Genomic DNA, 19,345 nt, shown 5'->3' with positions numbered 1-19,345 from the left:
GAATGCAGTCCGGTCCCTGGCAACCGCACGGCCATCCTCAGCCCTGGCCACCACCGTGGCCTCCCACCCCGGCCCCAGCCCCGGCAGGCCCCGGACCGTGGCCGGTGGTAGCCGCCGTACTGGTCGGGTCTTGGGCGGTCGGACTGACCGTCGGCACCCAGGCGATCGGCTGGCTGATCGCACAGGTGCTGCTCGCCTCCGGGGTGGACGAGCCGGCCTGGCTGTGGCCGCTGGTCGGATTGGTCAACGCGGCCCTGGTCGCGCTCCCCGCCGGGCTGCTGGCCGCGCTACCCCGCTCGCCCGCTGTCCGGACCGCCGGGCGGGTCTGGCTGCTCACCGGCATCGGGCTTGGTGTCTTCGGGCTGCTCCGGGCGATCCCGCTACCGCACCACGAGGCCTACCTGGCCGTCCTGGCCAGCTCGATCGCCCTGGCCGGTATCCTGCTCCGCTGGCTGACCCGGCGCGCTAAGCGGGCGGCCCAGCAGCCGTCCACCGCCGTCGAGTCGCGGGCCGAGTCGCCCGCCGTCGTCGAGCCCACCGGCAAGTCACCCGCTGTCGGGTTCGGCATTGCCGCCGGGCTGGCACTGCTGCTGCCCTGGGCCTGGGTGGGCGCGCTGGGCGGGCTACTGGAAACCGTACTGGCGGTCGCCGTCGCAGCCGCTACCGGCTGGTTCGCCGCCACCCTCCTCGACGGGCGGTTCTGGACGGCGTACCAACGGCCTGGCACCGGCCGACCGACCAGCGGCGCCCGCCCGGTGCTGCTCGGCGGCCTGGTCGCGGGGGTGGCGCTGGTGCTGCTCGCCGCCGGGATCGGGCAACCGGGCACCCAGCTCGCCCTGCTGCTCGTCCTACCGCCGACCGGCTTCGCCGTTGCCGCGCTGCGGCCTCTCAGCAACAGGCTGCCCCGCAGATACGCCGCGTACCGGAGTGCCGGCCCGAGTGGATCGGCGCCGGGCGGCTGGCTGATCGGGCTGGCCGCCCTCGGGCCCCTGGCCTTCGCCGACCCGGAGGAGATCTCCCTGCTGCTGGTGACCGGCCGGGACGTCCCCTTCTGGGTCGCCGTCGCCGCCGGCAGCTCACTCGCCGTCGCGCTGCTGCTCGCTCTCGGGTACGCCCTCAGCTTCGCCCGCCCCCGGGCCGGGCTCCCCCGGCGGTGGCTCGGTGCGATCACCGCCGCCGTCGTCCTGCTCGCCGGCACCGGCGTGTACGTCGGCCTCGGCCAACCCGGACTGCACGGCGAACGGCTCTTCGTAGTGCTCAAGGAACAGGCCGACCTGAGTACGGTCACCGGCCAACCGGGTCAGGCCGGACGGGACGCCCGGGTTCGCGAGGTCTACCAGCGGCTGGTCGCCACCGCCGACCGCTCCCAGGCGGGACTGCGCCGTGACCTGGACCGGCTGGGGCTGGACTTCACACCGTACTACCTGGTCAACGCGATCGAGGTGGACGGTGGACCGGCGGTACGGGCCTGGTTGTCCCGGCACGACGCGGTTGCCCGGGTACTGCTGAGCCAACGGCTACGCCCCCTGCCCGCCCCGATCGGCGTGACCCACGGCGACGCGACCGCCCCGACCTCCGTACCGTGGAATCTCAGCCTGATCGGCGCGGACCGGGTCTGGTCACAGCTTGGCGTCACGGGCGACGGGATCGTGGTCGGCGGCTCGGACTCCGGTGTGGACGGCCAGCATCCGGCACTGGCGGCCGGCTTCCGGGGTGGCGACGACTCCTGGTACGACCCGTGGAACGCCACCCGCTCCCCCGACGACCAGAACGGCCACGGCACGCACACCCTCGCCACCGCCGTTGGCGGGAACAGCGTCGGGGTGGCCCCCGGTGCCCAATGGGTCGGCTGCGTCAACCTCGACCGTAATCTCGGCAACCCGGCACGCTACCTGGACTGCCTACAGTTCATGCTCGCGCCGTTCCCGACCGGTGGTAACCCGTTCACCGACGGACGGCCAGAACGGGCACCGCAGATCCTGACCAACTCGTGGGGTTGCCCGACGATCGAGGGCTGCGACCCGGGCGCGTTGCGCCCGGCCACCGCCGCACTGGCCGCCGCCGGCATCTTCGTGACGGCAGCCGCCGGCAACACCGGCCCGTTCTGCGGCTCGGTGGACGACCCGCCCGCCACCTATCCCGACGTCTTCACCGTCGGCGCGGTCGACCGCCAGCGGACGGTCACCGACTTCTCCAGTCGCGGACCGGCCCCGGGCGGGACGGTCAAACCCGACCTGGTCGCCCCGGGCGCGGGCATCCTGTCGGCCATGCCCGACGGCGGTTACGCCACCCTGGACGGTACGTCGATGGCCACCCCGCACGTGGCCGGTGTGGTCGCCCTGATGTGGTCGGCGAATCCGGCGCTGATCGGCGACCTGGACCGCACCTGGGAGATCCTGCTCTCCACCACGAGCCCGGTGAGTCCCGGCGCGGACCCGACCGGCTGCGGTGCCCCCGCGAACACCAAGGACGCTACCGCCAACGTCGAAGGCGCCGGCCTGGTCGACGCGTACGCCGCCGTCCGCGCCGCCCGGACGTAAGGAGGGGACCCTTCCTATCGTTTTCTGCATGGGAAGGGTCCCTTCCTAACACCGAAGCAATGCCCTAGGGTCGCGCTTGTGGATCACGTGCTCGTCGAGTTGACCGACGACGGCGTCCCCGCCGTGGTGCAGTTGTGCCGCGAGGCGCTGGACCTGCCGGAGGACGCCGCCGAGGCGGCCCAGATCGTCGCCCGGCTGCGCGAACGCCCCACCGACGGGCGTACCGCCGGGCTCGTCGCGATGGTCGGCGACACCGTCGTCGGGGTCGCGCTCAGCTCGATCAGCGCGAAGGATCCGGGCCGGGGACACGTCGACCTGCTCGCCGTACGACGGTCGGCCCGCCGTCGGGGCATCGGCCGGGCACTACTCACCCGCACCGAGGAAGGGTTGGCCAAGCGCGGTGCGACCGAGGTACGCCTCGCCGGCAACCCGCCGTACTACGCCTGGCCCGGCATCGACGTGCGATACACACCGGCTGTCTGCGCGGCTCTGAAGCTCGGCTACGAGCAGGACCGTACGGCGTGGAACATGACCGCCGACCTGTCGTACGACGATTCGCCGGCACTGCGGTCGACCGGGGCGGCCGAGGAGCGGCTGGCCGCGTCCGGCATCACGGTGCGTCGGGCGACGCCCGAGGACGTCCCGGCACTCGCCGCGCTCATCGGGGAGCACTTCGGCGGGGCATGGACCGACGAGGTCAGGCACGCGATCAGCCGGGCGGAGGGCGGCTGCCACCTGGCCGTACGCGATGGCGAGTTGCTCGGCTTCGCCGCGTACGGATCGTCTCGGCCGACCTGGTTCGGTCCGATGGGTACGGCCCCCGCTGCCGAAGGGCTGGGGATCGGTGGTGTGCTGCTTCGGCGCTGTCTGCGTGACCAGCGAGCAGCCGGCCACGAGCGGGCGCAGATCGGTTGGGTCGGTCCGGTGCCGTTCTATTCCGGCAGTGCTGGGGCCCGGATCGAGCGGGTGTTCTTCCTCTACCGCAAGCAACTCTGACACCGGATGACCAGCCGCCAGTTCGACACCAAATAGGTAATGGGCTAAACCGGCACATTACCCCGTTCTGCCGTACTCCTCCGTAACCAGGCCCTACCGTGTGGCTGAGAGGAGGAGGTCATGGCGAACGACGAGGAAGCTAGTGACGATCTCCAATCGGACACCTGGGCCCGGTTGCCGGATCTGCCCGGAGAGGCTCCGATCAGCCGGCTCGACTACGGGGACGCGGACCAGCTCGTCGAGATGAACGGCGTCGACGACCCGTACGACGAGCCAATCGAAATGGTCGACGCGCCCATCCAGATCCGGCAACCATTCACCCGGGCCGAGAAGCGGCGGAACCAACGGCCACTTCCGACGTGAGACCGGGGCGACCGAGGACGTGACAGCAGCATGACCGAGCCATCGAACTGACGCCGACATGACGAAGGGGCGGACCGCTCGCGCGGCCCGCCCCTTCCTTGTCCTACGTGGTGGACTCTGAACTCAGAAGTCCATCTCCCCGCCACCCGGCGCGGCCGGGGCAGCCGGGGTCTTCTCCGGCTTGTCCGCCACCACAGCCTCGGTGGTCAGGAACAGGGCCGCGATCGACGATGCGTTCTGCAGCGCCGAACGGGTCACCTTGGCCGGGTCGATGATGCCGGCCTTGAGCAGGTCGACGTACTCACCGTTGGCGGCGTTGAGGCCGTGGCCCGCGTCCAGGTTGCGGACCCGCTCCACGACGACGCCACCCTCGAGGCCGGCGTTGACGGCGATCTGCCGCAGCGGGGCGTCCAGCGCGATCTTGACGATCTGCGCACCGGTCGCCTCGTCACCGGTGAGGTCCAACTTGTCGAAGGCGGTCTTGCCGGCCTGCACCAGCGCGACACCACCACCGGGGACGATGCCCTCTTCGACGGCCGCCTTGGCGTTACGGACGGCGTCCTCGATGCGGTGCTTGCGCTCCTTCAGCTCGACCTCGGTGGCCGCGCCGACCTTGATGACCGCAACGCCGCCGGCCAGCTTGGCCAGCCGCTCCTGCAGCTTCTCGCGGTCGTAGTCGGAGTCGCTCTTCTCGATCTCGGCCCGGATCTGGTTGACCCGACCCTGGATCTGCTCGGCGTCACCGGCACCGTCGACGATGGTGGTCTCGTCCTTGGTGATGACGACCTTGCGCGCCTGGCCCAGCAGGTCCAGGTTGGCGGCGTCGAGCTTGAGGCCGATCTCCTCGCTGATGACCTGGCCACCGGTGAGGATGGCGATGTCACCCAGCATGGCCTTGCGGCGGTCGCCGAAGCCCGGGGCCTTGACGGCGACGGACTTGAAGGTGCCCCGCACCTTGTTGACGATCAGGGTGGCCAGCGCCTCGCCCTCGACGTCCTCGGCGATGATCACCAGCGGCTTGCCGCCCTGCATGACCTTCTCGAGGATCGGCAGCAGGTCCTTGACCGCGGAGATCTTGCTGTTGGCGATCAGGATGTACGGGTCGTCGAAGACCGCTTCCATCCGCTCCGGGTCGGTCATGAAGTACGCCGAGACGTACCCCTTGTCGAAGCGCATGCCCTCGGTGAGCTCAAGCTCCAGCCCGAAGGTGTTGCTCTCCTCGACGGTGATGACGCCTTCCTTGCCGACCTTGTCCATCGCCTCGGCGATGATCTCACCGACGGTGGTGTCACCGGCGGAGATCGACGCGGTGGAGGCGATCTGCTCCTTGGTCTCGACGTCCTTGGCGAGCTTGGCCAGCTCCTCCGCCACGGCGCCGACGGCGGCCTCGATGCCCCGCTTCAGGGCCATCGGGTTCGCACCGGCCGCGACGTTGCGCAGGCCCTCGCGGACCAGCGCCTGGGCCAGGACGGTCGCCGTCGTCGTGCCGTCACCGGCCACGTCGTCGGTCTTCTTGGCGACCTCCTTGACCAGCTCAGCGCCGATCTTCTCGTACGGGTCCTCGAGCTCGATCTCCTTGGCGATGCTCACACCATCGTTGGTGATGGTGGGGGCGCCCCACTTCTTCTCGAGCACGACGTTGCGGCCCTTGGGGCCCAGCGTCACCTTTACGGCGTCAGCGAGGGTGTTCATGCCCCGCTCGAGGCCACGACGGGCCTCCTCGTCGAACGCGATCATCTTGGCCATACGGCGTTGTCCTCCTGGACACTCACGGCCACCCGATCCCGATTGGTCTACGGATGGGCCGCCTGGTTACGCACCTTCGGACGTCACTACCTGGCGACAATGACGTCCGCCGGCCGGGCGGACAGCCCGCGACGACCGGCCATGTGCCGCACATCCGTCTCCATCGGCTGCGCGACCGTGGCCCTACCGCCCCGACCTTTGGCACTCACGGGGTGCGAGTGCCAACACCCTGTTTTTAGCACTCTCCCCTACCGAGTGCAAGCGCGTCAGGGCAGTCGCGCTGGCCCGGGAGACACCCGGCACGGAGAAGTGCATCGGAAACGCGGCTTCCCGGGGCCCGGGGGCAGCGGCTCACCCTGGACCCAGGGGCAGAGGCTCGCCCGGGGTCGAGGGGCAGAGAGACGGCCGAGGCGCAGAGGTGCACCCGCAACGGCCAGACGGAGTGCCACAGATCGCTACGCAGGAATCAGCCGCCCGGATCACCGAGTAGGCATCACAGATGCACCGGGCAGAAATAGCCCACGTCGGCCGTGACAATGATCCTCAGACCGTGACCTGGAGCAGGTCACGGTCCTGCCGGATCGGATACGGATGAACCGATGGTAGATCTCATTCAAGTAAGCACGCGACGCCGAGTCGCGCGATACCAAGATCGATCAGGCGATGACGCGTACCTTCTCGGCCTGCGGGCCTTTCTCACCCTGGGCAATCTCGAACTCCACCCGCTGCCCATCATCCAATGCCTTGTAACCGTCCATCTGGATCGCGGAGAAGTGGACGAAGACGTCCTGCCCGCCGTCGACCGCGATGAAGCCGTAGCCCTTTTCGCTGTTGAACCACTTGACGGTGCCCTGTGCCACGGTGCACTTCCTCACTTCGATTGGTGCTGGGTCAACGACAACCCCCGACCACGGCGTACGCCTGCCGGGACCGCCCGTTCGGCAAACCTGTACGACCCGTCGAATCAGCGGTCGAAATCGCACGGTACACCAGCCCTCTCAGCTCCGCACTACCCCAAATCGGACATGACGATCCGCCTGATAAAGCCATCCCCATCCGCTTCTCCGATGAGAGCATCAGCGCCACCCGCGACCACCCGTTCTACCTGAGAAAACAGGCTCACCTATTGGCGCTCGTCTTTGTAAGTGCGTACCGGCCCGGACGGCGTTACCGAATCAGGTTGCCGGCTGCCCCGGGTCCCGGTAGGCATGCCTCATGACAAGCACACGGGCTGCCGCTTCGGAGCACGCCGCCGCGCCGATCGGCCCGACACACCGCCGCCGTAGCCAACCGGCCGACGGCACCGTCGACTCGGCCCGAACCGTCATCGAGGCCAGCGAAGGGCGGGGGCGGCTCACCGATGACAGAGTGGTCGTACGTCGGATCCGGCCAGCCGACGCAGCCCGGATGCGGGCGCTGCGGCTGGAGATGCTCGCCGATTCGCCGCTCGCCTTCCTGGAGACTCTGGCGGATGCGGCGGCACGCCCGCATGACGAGTTCGCGGCCCGCATCGCCAACGATTCGACCGCCCGTGGATCCGTCCGGTCGATCGCCGAGCACGACGGTCGCCTCGTGGGGCACGCGGCCGGCTTCCCGGCACCGGACGATCCCGAACTGGCCATCATCTTCGGCGTCTATCTGACTCCGCGCTGGCGGGGCCGAGGCCTGCTCGCCGAGTTGATCGAGGACGTGGCGGCCTGGTCCAGGTCCGTCGGGCGGCCGAATCTGATGCTGGAGGTGGTGGTCGGCAACGACCGGGCGGTCCGAGCCTATGAACGGCTCGGTTTCGTCGACACCGGGGTACGCGTACCGCACCCGACGTTGCCGACACTCACCGAACTCCAGATGCGCCGTACCGCCTAGTACTCCAACGTCACTTGGCTTTGGCGTTGGGCGTGGCGTGGGTATGAGGACGGCCACCGCGTAGATCATCGATGGTTTGTGAGGACAATCGAAGATCGTGCGGTGGCCGTGGGCCATAGCGTAGACCCTGCCGGGTGGCGGGTCATTCTGGACGAGGCGAAGGCGCGTGTCGCGGGCCGGTTCGTGCGGGCGGAGCCACGCCAGACGGCCGGGCAGTTCGTGGAAGGGCTGCTGTCGGACGTGGAACGTAAGACCTGCTGGTCGTTGGCGGAACGGGCTGGTCACGCTGATCCGCAGGCGATGCAGCGGCTGCTGCGTACGGCGGTGTGGGACGCAGACGCCGTGCGTGATGACGTGCGGGATTGGCTGGTGGAGCATCTCGGACACCCCGATGCGGTCCTGGTCGTCGACGAGACGGGGTTCCTGAAGAAGGGCGTGTGTTCGGTCGGGGTGCAGCGGCAGTACACCGGCACCGCCGGCCGGGTGGAGAACAGCCAGGTCGGGGTGTTTCTGGCCTACGTGACGCCTGCCACGCGGGCGATGATCGACCGCAGGCTCTACCTACCCGAGACAACCTGGTGTGACCGGCCGGACCGTCTCGCCGCCGCTGGTGTCCCCGAGGGAGAGGTCTGGTTCGCTACGAAACCTACCCTGGCCCGGCAGATGATCACGGCCGCGTTGGACGCTGGTGTTCCGGCTGGCTGGGTGACCGGCGACGAGGTTTACGGCGCCGACCCCGGCCTACGCGCTGACCTGGAACACCGCGCAATCGGCTATGTCCTGGCGGTCGGCTGCGACCGACGCGTGGCGGTCAACGACGGCCGCACCCTGGTCCGCGTCGACGATCTCGCCGAACGGATCCCCACCAGCCAGTGGCAGCTACACAGTTGCGGGCCAGGGGCGAAAGGTCCCCGTGACTACCTGTGGGCGTGGATCACCACCGCCACCAACCAGGGTGAGCATCGGTGGTTACTCATCCGCCGCAACCGCACCACCGGTGAGCTGGCCTTCTACCTGTGCTGGACGCCCCACCCGGTGCCGCTACACACCCTTGTACGAGTAGCCGGCTCCCGTTGGAGCATCGAGGAACTGTTCCAGACCGGCAAAGGGCAGGTCGGCCTGGACCACTACCAGGTCCGCGGCTGGACCGGCTGGCACCGCCACATCACCCTGACCATGCTCGCCTTGGCCGTCCTGACCATCCTCGCCGCCACCGCGCAACAGTCCGACGCCAATCCGGAGCTCATCGCGTTGACCGTCCCCGAGATCCGCCGACTCCTCAACGTTTTCGTCCTCGCCGTATCGCTACCGCCAGCACACACCCTGCGCTGGTCGATCTGGCGGCGAACATCGCAAGCCCGAGCCCGACGATCCCACTACCAGCACAGACAGGCGAAGTGACGTTGGAGTACTAGCCCGAGGACACAGGCCAGCGTTCGTCCGAGGTGGGCGAGTTGCGACTGGCCTACGAGAGGCTCGACCCACCTGGCGCTGATGGCCAGCAACTGGTCGTCTACCTCCCCGCCGACGACGCCACGTCGGCCGCACTCGACCGTCTCACCGGGCGTCGACCGGGCGCGCTCCGATGGTGTACGACTCGACGCCGCAGCCGAGCAGCGACGGCCGGTCCGCCCGTACGGCAAGCGCCTGACCGCCCCGCTTCGACGTCAGGAAGGGCCCCTTCCACGGCAGAGAGCGATAGGAAGGGGCCGTCCTGGCACCTCAGGCGGTGTGCCGGCGGGACTGTACGACGCGGAACCGGCTGGCCACGTACGCGCCGTCGGTCAGAGCGGCGTTCGCTGCCGGGTTGGCACCACTGGCGTGGAAGTCGGAGAAGGCCGCCGACTGGTTGACGAAGACGCCCCCGGTCAGGTTGCAGGACAGGTGCACGCCGGTCTCCACCGCTGCCGTCTCGACGGCATCCAGCACCTTCTCGTCGGTGGCGTAGGCCGCAGCGGTCAACGCGCCCCGCTCGCCGACGGTGTCCCGGAAGATCCGCAGGCTGTGCTCGGTGGAGTCGGTGGCGATCACGAACGAGATGGGCCCGAACCACTCCCGGCCGTAGGTCTGCGCGGCGTCCGCGCCGAGCTTCACGATCGTCGGGGTACGGACCACTGCCCCCACGTAGGTCGGGTGCTCGATCGTCCGCGACTCCAGCACCGCCTCGCCGAGCCCGGCGACCTCGTCCAGCCGGCCGAGTACGCCGTCGTTGACGATCGCGCCGGTCATCTCCACGGCGCGGGCCGGGTCAACGGTCAGTTTGCCGACCGTCGCGGCGATACCGGCCGCGACCTCGTCGAAGCTCTTGTGTCCCTGGTCGGTGCTGATGCCGCCGGCCGGGATGAGGATGTTCTGCGGGGTGGTGCACATCTGTCCGCTGTAGAGGGTCAGCGAGAAGCCGATGTTGCGGCACATGCCGACGAAGTCGTCGGTGGAGTCGACGACGATGGTGTTGACCCCGGCCTTCTCGGTGTAGACGACCGCCTGCCGGGCGTTGGCTTCGAGCCAGTCGCCGTACTCGGTCGAGCCGGTGAAGTCGATGATCTTGACCTCGGGGCGTACGGCCAGCGTGGAAGCGAGCCCTTCGCCGGGTGCCTCGGCGGCAAGCAGCACCAGGTTGGGATCGAACCCGGCCTCGGCCAGCACCTCCCGGGCGTAGCGCACGGTGATCGCCAGCGGCAGGACCGCTCGCGGGTGGGGCTTGACGACCACCGGGTTGCCGGTGGCCAGCGAGGCGAAGAGACCCGGGTAGGAGTTCCAGGTCGGGAAGGTGTTGCAGCCGACCACCAGCGCCACCCCTCGGGGCACGACGTGGAACGTCTTGGTCATCCGCAGCGGATCACCCTTGCCGGCCGGCTTCTCCCACTCGGCGGTGGCCGGGTGCCGGGTCATCTCGGCGTACGCGTAGGCGAGGGCTTCGAGTGCCCGGTCGAGCGCGTGCGCCCCACCGGCCTGGAAAGCCATGAGGAACGCCTGCCCGCTGGTGGCCTGTACGGCGTAGGCCATCTCGAAGACGTGTGCGTGCAGCCGGGCGAGGATCTCCAGGCACACGCCCAGCCGGGTCTGCGGCCCGGCGTCCCGCCATGCCGGCAGGGCAGTGGTGGCGGCGGTCAGCAGGGCGTCCGGGGTGGCGTGCGGGTAGCGCACATCGAGGTCGATGCCGAACGGGCTGACCTCGGTGGCGACCCGTTCCCCGGTGCCGGGCTGGTCGAGGGGGAAGTCGCCATCCAGGTAGGACCGGAAGGTCGCCTCCCCCTCGGCGGCGGCGGTCTCGCCGTACACCCGGGGGCTGGGCGACTCCGGATAGGCGGACCAGTAGCCGCGATCCTTGATCGCGGTCAGCGCCTTGGCCAGGGTGTCGGCATGCTTGGCATACAGGGGGTGCGGGGTCTCCGTCATGCCGCCATCATGCCGCAGGTCGGCCCGGGATAGGAGGGTCTGCCACCCGAGATCGGAGGGTCTGCCAGCAGGGGATCAGAGTGCCTGCCACCCGGGACCAAAAGGTCTCGCCACCAGGGATTAGAGGGCCTGTTGCCAGTTGGTCCAGTTGTCGACCGGTCGGAAACCCATCGCCTCGTTGATCGAGATCATGTGATCGTTGGCCGCCGCGTTCCAGGTGTCCACCACTGACAGTTCGGGCTCGGCGTCCAGGGCGTACCGCAGGTTTTCGATCTTGACGATCGCGCCCAGTCGGTGACCACGGTGCGCGGGGTCGACGATGGTGATCTGCTGGTACGCGTGCCACGGGCTGGTAGCGGCGAAGTTGAGCAGGCTCCAGGCGACCAGTCGACCGGAGGCGTCGTGTCGCATCCCGCTGTGGTAGTGGCGGATGCCGCGCAGCGCGAGCACCTGCTCCGCCGCCTGGATCCGGTTCGCGTCGACCTTGGACGGCTCCCACTCCAGATCGCCCATCGGGGCGTCCTGGAGCAGTCGCCCGTCGAGATAGGCGACGTCGTCGAGGTACGCATCAGGGGTCATCCCGGCCCACTGGACCAGGGAATATCCCTCGGCCTTGCGTCGCGCCTCGGCCAACACCCGGTCCAGCGCCGGCTGGTCGACGGCGGTGACGTCGAGTCGACGGCGTACCTCGGTGAGGACCGCCTTCGCGCCCATGGCCGCCGCGAACGTCGACCCCGCCTCGGACCACGCCGGCCCGCCGGGCAGCCCGGCGACGACCGAACCGACGATCCGTTTCCGGCCTCGCGCGAGAACCAACCGGCGCGCGTGCTCGTACAGCGCCCGGCCCACGCCCTGCCGCCGATGGTTCGGGTGTACGCGCAGCTCGAATCCGGCGTTGTCGGTGTTCTCGATGGTCGGCAACTCGACGCTGATGTGGCCGACCGTCATCCCGTCGAGCAGGGCCTGCCCGTGCCACGGTTGGTTACCCGGCATCGGATGTCGTAGTCCGGCAATGAACCCTTGGCGACAAAGTGGGGGAAGGTCGGGCATGTCGGTGGCATCACTGGCCGCCACGATCTCGTACGACCGCTCGACGGCAGCGTCGTCGGTTACGTCCAGGGGAACGACACGGATTTCCACAGGCCGAGCCTGACACCTGGGCGTCTCCATCGCGATCGGTTTTCGCACCGATGTCGACGGGTCGACGATGGGGTGGAACCACCGAAGTCTGAGCTATAAATAGACGGTGTTCTCTGAGGAGGCCCGCCGGTTCTATGAACGACTGTTGACGATCGGCGGACGAACACTCGCAGAGATCACTGATCCGGTCGAGCGTGAAGCGTTGGCCGAACTGCGCGAGCGCGGCCTGATCTGGGAATCGGTGGACCTGCCGGTCGTCGTGCATCCGGTCACCCCGTCGACCGCGCTGCGGCGGCTGCTCGTGCAGTGGCGACAGGACGCCGCCGCACAGCAGTTCCGCATGTTGGCGCACGCCGCCTGGCTGGAGGGTCTGGATGGGCGGTCCGCGATCCGGCTGACCGACCAGACCCGGTTGGGGGTGACGCTGCACGTCGACCGTACGGAGATCATCGGCATCCAGCGGGAACTCGTGCTGGGTGCCCGTCGCGAATGCCGCAACCTGGAGACCCATCACTTCACCGTATGGCCCACCGACCGGGCGACGCTGACGGCACCGGCCACGGCCCGGACCGGCGGCGTACGGCATCGCAGCATCTGCACCGACGCGCTGTTGGCCGACGACACCTGTCGCGGACTGATCCGGCACGCTCTGGCCGCCGGCGAGGAGTACCGCGTTCTCCCCGATCTACCCATGAAGATGGTGCTCGCCGACGACACGGCCCTCGTTGCCCTGACACCGATCGGCGTAGAGGCGGCGATGCTGATCCAGGCACCTGTGGTGGTCGCCGCGCTGGGCGACTACTTCGAGATGCTGTGGCAGCGCGCCGCCGCGCTCAGCCCGCCCGACGAGACAGGGACGATTCCGGCCCGCCGTCGGGAGGTGCTCCGACTCGCCGCAACCGGACTGAAGGACGAGGCCATCGCTCGCACTCTCGGTCTGAGCACCCGGTCGGTCCGGCGACACATCGACGCGCTGGAACGGGAAGTCGGCGCCGTCAACCGGCTGACCCTGGGCATAGAGGCGAGTCGCCGAGGCTGGGTCTGAACGACGACGTCTCCCCGGCGGCCACTTGTGGCCACCTGTCCGCACTGGCCGTCTAGGCAGCACGAACAACACCAATAGCATCGATCGGAGCGGATATTTTCGAGACACCTCCGGGGGATGCGGCATGGTCGGGAGTCAGTCCACACGTAGAAAATCATCATTTGTCGGCATCGTGACAGCGTTAGCGCTGGCGCTGGGCGGCGCGCCCGCCCTCGGCGCTCCCACCACCGCCCGTACCGACGGGACCCGTATCCCCACGATGATGCCGGTGACCGGCACCACCCTGCCCGCGAAACCCGTACCGCCGGACCCGGCCCGACTGGCCGCCAACGGTCCCAGCCCGGTAGCCAGCTGGCCCAGGGCGGGCACGGCGGAACTCACGACGCCAGCCGCAGCCACCCGAGCAGGGACTCCCTCGCGGAGCCGGGCCGGCGACCTGCCGATCTGGCTGGGTACGTCCGACACGGGAAAGGTCCGGGTCCGGGTCGAGGTGTTCGGACAGGACCAGTCGCGTCGCCTCGGCATCACCGGGCTGCTGATCGGGCTGAGCCGGTCAGGCGAGTCCACTCCCACCGTCGACAAGCCGAGTCGCGTCCCGCTGGAGGTGGACTACTCCGCCTTCCGGGCGGCGGTCGGTGGCGAGTTCGCTGCTCGGCTTCGACTCATCCGACTACCCGGCTGCGTGCTACAGACCATCCTCGACACCCCAGCCGGCCCCCTGACCCCGAACTGCACCGGCGAGACCAGCGAAGTCGAGACCCGTAACCATTTCACCACCAGCCGGTTGAGCGCCGGGGTGGAGGTTCCCAACACCGGGTCGGTCCTCTACGCCGTACTCGCCGCCCCCTCGGGCAGCACCGGCTCCTTCTCCGCCGCCGAACTGACCCCGTCGGCACGCTGGCAGGTCGGTCTACAGTCCGGCGACTTCACCTGGTCCTACCCGCTCAAGGTGCCGGTCATGCCCGGTCCGAAGCCCGAGCTCGCGCTGTCGTACTCGTCGGGCGGGGTGGACGGACGGATGGGCTCCTCGAACAACCAGCCCTCCTGGGTGGGCGAGGGCTTCGATCTCGCGCCCGGCTACATCCAGCGGTCGTACCGACCGTGCCACAAGGACACCGGCGGCAATGCGGGTACGCAGGACCAGTGCTGGGTCTCGCACAACGCCACGGCGGTCTTCAGCGGCGTGGGCGGCGAACTCGTCCGCGACGACGCGACCGGCACCTGGCGCGCACAGGAGGACAGCGGCTGGCGGGTCGAGCTGCTGACCGGCGCCACCAACGGCGACAACGACGGCGAGTACTGGCGGCTGACCTCACGGGACGGCACGCAGTACTACTTCGGGCTGAACCGCCTGCCGGGTTGGAGCAGTGGTCGACCGGAGACCCAGTCGACCTGGACCGCACCGGTCTTCGGCAACCACGCGGGCGAGCCGTGCCGGACGGGCACCCCGGCCACCTCCTGGTGTCAGCAGGCGTACCGGTGGAACCTGGACTACGTGGTGGACCGGCACGGTGACGTGCTCTCGTACCACTACCAGAAGGAGAGCAACTCCTACGGCCGCTGGAACGGCAACCCCTACTTCGGGCAGACCACCGCCTACACCCGGGGCGGCTACCTGACCCGGATCGACTACGGGCAGCGCGACGGCGCGGTCTACACGACCACGGCCCCGGCCCGGGTGGTGTTCACGGCGGCCGACCGATGCCGTACCTCGGGCACCGCCTGCGACCCGGCGAACTCGGCCAACTGGAAGAACTGGCCGGACACACCCTGGGACCAGCACTGTGCCAGCTCGTGCACGTACTACTGGGAACCGACCTTCTGGACCGGCAAGCGGTTGGCCTCGGTGACCACCCAGGTGCACGACGGCTCCGGCTACGCCAGCGTCGACTCGTGGACCCTGCGCCAGACGTACCCCGACCCGTACCCGGCCAGCGAGCCCTGGGGCGAGGAGAACGACGCGAGCCGGTCGTTGTGGCTCAACGGCATCGTGCACACCGGACACGTCGGCGGCACCGTGAGTCTCCCCGAGGTGACCTTCGCTGGCGTGTCCCTGGCCAACCGGCACAACTCCAACGAGAGCTTTCCGTCCCTCTACAAGTGGCGGGTGTCGGCGATCAACAGCGAGAGCGGCGGACGGGTCGAGGTGACCTACTCGAACCCACAGTGCGGCGGCGAACCGTACATCATCCCGGACCAGAACGTGAGCCGCTGCTATCCCCACAGCGACCTCCCCGCGCCCTACGGCGGTCCGGACGTGTTCTACAAGTACGTGGTGAACCGGGTCACGCAGCGGGACCTGGTGGGCGGCAACCCGGACCAGGTGACCGACTACGAGTACGTCGGCGGCGCCGCATGGCGGTACGACGACTCGGACACCACCGCCACAGCCGACCGGAACTGGAACCAGTGGCGCGGATACCAGAAGGTACGGGTACGCACCGGTAACCCGGCCCTGGGCACCCAGGCCCTCACCGAGCAGTTGTTCCTGCGCGGGATGAACGGCGACCGCAACCGCGACGGGACGGTGAAGAACGTCAAGGTCGTCGACTCGCAGGGCGGCAGTGTCGACGACCATCCGTACTGGCGGGGTGCCGTACGAGAGACGATCATCTTCAACGGGGTCGGCGGCAGCGCGGTGGAGCGGCAGCTCTCCGAGCCGATGCAGATCCGCAGGACGGCCAGCCGTAACCGCAGCATCGGCGCGTTGGACGCCTACCTGACCGGCGAGAAGACGAGCCAGAAGACGATCACGTCGGCCAACTCCACCCGGACCACCGAGGTCCGTAACGAGTACGACACGCACGGCCGGCTCATCCGCACCACCGACCTGGGCGACGTCTCGGTAGCCGAGGACGACCTCTGCATTCGGGTGACCTACGTGGACAACGCGACCGGCTGGGTCCTGGACGCCGAGGCCCGGGTCGAGAAGGTGGGCGTACGGTGTGACCAGGACCCGTCGTACCCCGCCGACCTCGTCGCCGACAGCCGCTTCTACTACGACGGGGCGACCGTCTGGGGCACGCCACCCAGCATCGGCGACGTGACCCGGGTCGAGGAGGCGACCTCGTACGACAACGGGCCGGTCTACGTCGAGACCGAGCGGATGGCGTACGACGCACACGGTCGGGTGGTCGAGAAGTACGACGGGGTGGGCAACAAGACCACTACCACCTACCAGCCGGCGACCGGCGCGCAGCCCACGGTCACCACGGTCACGAACCCGCTCGGCCACGTCGTCACGACCACCTTCGACCGGCTCCTCGGGCTGCCGGTGAAGACGACCGACGCGAACAACCAGGTCACCGAGATGACCTACGACCCGCTCGGCCGGATGTCCCGGGCCTGGGCACCGGGGCGGATCCGGGCGAGCCAGAGTCCCACCACGGAGTTCGTCTACACCATCCGGACGAGTGGCCCCTCGGTGGTGGAGACGAAGGCACTGCTGGCCGACGGCAGCGGCTACCAGAGCAGCTTCACCCTCTACGACGGCCTGCTCAGGGAGCGACAGACGCAGTCGCCCTCCCCGTCCGGAGGGCGGATCGTCACCGACCACCGATACGACCACTACGGCCGGGTGGACCGGGTCAACGCGCCGTACTGGAACAACCAGGGCGGGCCGGGCGGCACGCTGGTGAACGTGGCGGACTCGGCGGTGCCGGCCCAGACGAGGTACCTCTACGACGGTGCGAACCGCGAGGTGGCGGAGATCCTCCTCGCCACCGGTGTGGAGAAGTGGCGGACCACCACCTCGTACGGCCACAACTCGGTGACCACCGCCCCACCGGCCGGGGAGCCGGCGACGACGAAGATCCTCGACGGGTTGGATCGGGTGACCGAGCTACGCCAGTACACCGGCGGCACGCCGACCGGCCCGTACGAGGCGACGCGCTACACGTACACGCGGGCCGGAGAGATCGCGACGGTCACCGATCCGGCCGGCAACGTATGGCGGCACTTCTACGACCTGCGCGGCCGTAAGGTGCGTTCCGAGGACCCGGATGCCGGGGTGAACGTCTCGACCTACGACAACGAGGATCGGATGACCTCGGCCACCGACGGGCGGGGTCGGACCCTGGCCTACACCTACGACGCCCTCGGTCGCCGGACCGCCACCCACGAGGGCACGACGACCGGGCCGAAGTTGGCCGAGTGGAGCTACGACACGGCCCCGGGTGGAAGGGGGCTGGTCGCCGGCGCGGTCCGCTACTCCGGTGGCAACGCCTACCGCAGCGAGGTGCTCGGCTACGACGCGACCGGTCGGCCGACCGGCACCGCCGTGGTGATACCGGCGGCGGAGGGGGCCCTGGCGGGGCGGTACGAGACCCGGTTCGGCTACAACCTGGCCGGTCAACTCACCACCGCGCAGTTGCCGGCCGCCGGTGACCTGCCGGCGGAGACCCTGCGACACGGCTACAGCTCCGGGCCGGTGAGCCTGCCGACGACCCTGGGTACGGGGTCCACCGCTCTCGTCCAGTCGGCGGCGTACACCGAGTTGGCCGAGTTGCGGTCGGTGACCCTGGGGGCCGCGTCGGCGCAGGTGGTACGGGAGTTCAGCTACGAGGCGGACACCCGACGGCAGGCGACGGCGCAGACGAGGTTGACGACCGGCACCACGCAGACGACGGTCTCCTCGGTCGGCTACCACTACGACCCGGCCGGCAACGTGACCCGGATCGCCGACACCGCCGTCTCCGACGTCCAGTGTTTCCGGTCCGACGCGCTTCGGCGGCTGGTCGCGGCCTGGACTCCCGCCTCGGGCGACTGTGCGGCGGAGCCGAGTGTCGCCGCGCTGGGTGGGCCGGCGGCGTACTGGCACTCGTACGGCTACGACAAGGTCGGCAACCGGACCTCCGAGGTCCGGCACACGACCAGCGGGGACACCACCCGGTCCTACACCTATCCGGCCGCCGGCGAGCCCCAGCCGCATACGCTGCGCACGGTCGTCACCAGCGGCACGGGCGGCCCACGGACGGACAGCTACGCCTACGACCCGGACGGCAACACCACCAGCCGTACCGTGGCCGGGATCGGGCAGCAGCTGTCCTGGGACGCGGAGGGGCACCTCGTCACGGTCACCGAGGCGGGGCGCACCACGTCGTATCTCTACGACGCGGACGGCAACCGGTTGATCCGCCGTGATTCCGAGGGCACCACCGTCTACCTCGGCGACACCGAACTGCGGTTGGCCGACGGCTCGGTGGCCGGGACCCGCTACTACACCTTCGGCGGCGGCACGGTCGGGGTGCGTACCGGCGGAAAGCTGACCTGGCTGGTGCCGGATCAGCACGGCACCGGGCAGCTCGCCATCGACGCGACCACCCACCAGGTCACCCGGCGCTACCTGCTGCCGTTCGGCGGTCCACGCGGCGGTGCCGTGCCGGACTGGCCCGGGGAACGTGGCTTCGTCGGCGGCACCGTCGATCCGACCGGGCTGACCCATCTCGGTGCCCGCGAGTACGACCCGGAGACCGGACGGTTCATCTCGGTCGACCCGCTGATCGACACCGACGATCCACAGCAGATGGACGGCTTCGCCTACGCCAACAACAATCCGACCACCTTCACCGACCCGGACGGCCTGCTGACCACCAGTGCGGCCCGCAAGAAGGCCAAAAAGCCGGAACCGAAGCCCGATCCGCGGTTGGTCGGGAAGAAGGACCAGGAGCTACGCGAGCGGATCGTGAAGATCGCCGAGAAGGAGTGGAAGCGAGCCCAGAAGCTGGCCAAGAAGTACGGCGGTTTCGAGAACATCCCCGAGCGCGAGTTCGACAAGTACTACAAGGAACTCCGGCAGATGCTCGGTGAGAAGCTCTACACCAAGATGTTCGGCGACTGGTTCAAGAACGCGAATGCGGAGACGGCCTGGTGTGCGGTCTTCGCCACCTGGGTCCTGGTCAAGGCCGGGGTCAACCCGAAGGATCTTCCGTCGAGCAGTGCCGCCTGGGCCACCAACTGGGGCAGGAACAAGGGCAAACACAGTGATCCCCGGCCCGGCGACATCGTGGTCTTCGGCAAGCCGGGCAGCGACGGCCACGTGGAGTTCGTTACCAAGGTCCACAAGGACGGCACCATCACCACGATCGGCGGCAATCGCGGCCGGCCGGGCGCGGTGAAGAAGCAGCGGATCGACCCGAGAACGGCCCGGGCGGGCGCGAACAAGCTGATCTGGGGCTACATCAGCCCGCCGGTACGGATGACCGGCTACAAGGGCGTGCAGGGAAACTGGCCATGGAAGTGACGGCGCTGGGCC

The 19,345-nt window shown here is 69.1% G+C and carries 11 protein-coding genes; 7 read left to right on the top strand and 4 right to left on the bottom strand.

The features are described from left to right. Positions 1–2: 2 nt before the first annotated feature. The 3 genes from FHR38_RS16575 (at position 3) to FHR38_RS16565 (ending at position 3,899) form a co-directional block, all read left to right on the top strand. A complete protein-coding gene (locus FHR38_RS16575) occupies positions 3–2,540 on the top strand; it encodes a S8 family serine peptidase (RefSeq protein ID WP_184535522.1) in 2,538 nt (845 codons plus the stop codon). Positions 2,541–2,618: 78 nt separating this feature from the next. Then, entirely contained in the window at positions 2,619–3,536 is a 918-nt protein-coding gene (locus tag FHR38_RS16570; RefSeq protein ID WP_184535521.1) for a GNAT family N-acetyltransferase, read from the top strand. Between the two features lie 120 nt (positions 3,537–3,656). Then, entirely contained in the window at positions 3,657–3,899 is a 243-nt protein-coding gene (locus tag FHR38_RS16565; RefSeq protein WP_246446575.1) for a hypothetical protein, read from the top strand. Between the two features lie 123 nt (positions 3,900–4,022). On the opposite strand, the gene groL is transcribed toward FHR38_RS16565, so the two are convergent. Together groL and FHR38_RS16555 are read right to left on the bottom strand one after the other, a co-directional pair. Continuing rightward, positions 4,023–5,645, bottom strand: coding sequence for a chaperonin GroEL (gene groL, locus FHR38_RS16560; protein WP_184535520.1), 1,623 nt, complete (start codon positions 5,643–5,645; stop codon positions 4,023–4,025). A gap of 656 nt (positions 5,646–6,301) precedes the next feature. Then, the gene (locus FHR38_RS16555; protein ID WP_184535519.1) at positions 6,302–6,505 is read right to left on the bottom strand and encodes a cold-shock protein; all 204 of its coding nucleotides are present in this window, start codon (positions 6,503–6,505) and stop codon (positions 6,302–6,304) included. A gap of 547 nt (positions 6,506–7,052) precedes the next feature. Between FHR38_RS16555 and FHR38_RS16550 the strand changes: the two genes are divergently transcribed. Together FHR38_RS16550 and FHR38_RS16545 are read left to right on the top strand one after the other, a co-directional pair. Then, entirely contained in the window at positions 7,053–7,508 is a 456-nt protein-coding gene (locus FHR38_RS16550; RefSeq protein WP_246447420.1) for a GNAT family N-acetyltransferase, read from the top strand. A gap of 102 nt (positions 7,509–7,610) precedes the next feature. Further along, positions 7,611–8,909: an IS701 family transposase gene (locus FHR38_RS16545; RefSeq protein WP_446685674.1), complete on the top strand. Its 1,299-nt coding sequence runs from the start codon at positions 7,611–7,613 to the stop codon at positions 8,907–8,909. A gap of 321 nt (positions 8,910–9,230) precedes the next feature. Here the strand turns inward: FHR38_RS16545 and paaN are convergent, their stop codons facing one another. Next, entirely contained in the window at positions 9,231–10,907 is a 1,677-nt protein-coding gene (gene paaN, locus FHR38_RS16540) for a phenylacetic acid degradation protein PaaN (protein ID WP_184535517.1), read from the bottom strand. A 120-nt stretch (positions 10,908–11,027) separates the two neighbouring features. Next, positions 11,028–12,047, bottom strand: a complete 1,020-nt coding sequence (locus FHR38_RS16535) for a GNAT family N-acetyltransferase (protein WP_376771412.1) — start codon at positions 12,045–12,047, stop codon at positions 11,028–11,030. A gap of 106 nt (positions 12,048–12,153) precedes the next feature. Between FHR38_RS16535 and FHR38_RS33235 the strand changes: the two genes are divergently transcribed. Together FHR38_RS33235 and FHR38_RS33230 are read left to right on the top strand one after the other, a co-directional pair. Continuing rightward, positions 12,154–13,092: a helix-turn-helix transcriptional regulator gene (locus FHR38_RS33235; RefSeq protein WP_184535516.1), complete on the top strand. Its 939-nt coding sequence runs from the start codon at positions 12,154–12,156 to the stop codon at positions 13,090–13,092. 172 nt (positions 13,093–13,264) lie between these two features. After that, on the top strand, positions 13,265–19,333 hold the full coding sequence (locus FHR38_RS33230; RefSeq protein ID WP_184535515.1) for an RHS repeat-associated core domain-containing protein: 6,069 nt from the start codon (positions 13,265–13,267) through the stop codon (positions 19,331–19,333). The last annotated feature ends 12 nt before the right edge of the window (positions 19,334–19,345 follow it).

The sequence above is a fragment of the Micromonospora polyrhachis genome (assembly GCF_014203835.1).
Lineage (GTDB): Bacteria > Actinomycetota > Actinomycetes > Mycobacteriales > Micromonosporaceae > Micromonospora_H > Micromonospora_H polyrhachis.
The sequence above is the reverse complement of the archived record's forward strand: the minus strand, read 5'-3'. Positions and strand labels throughout refer to the sequence as shown.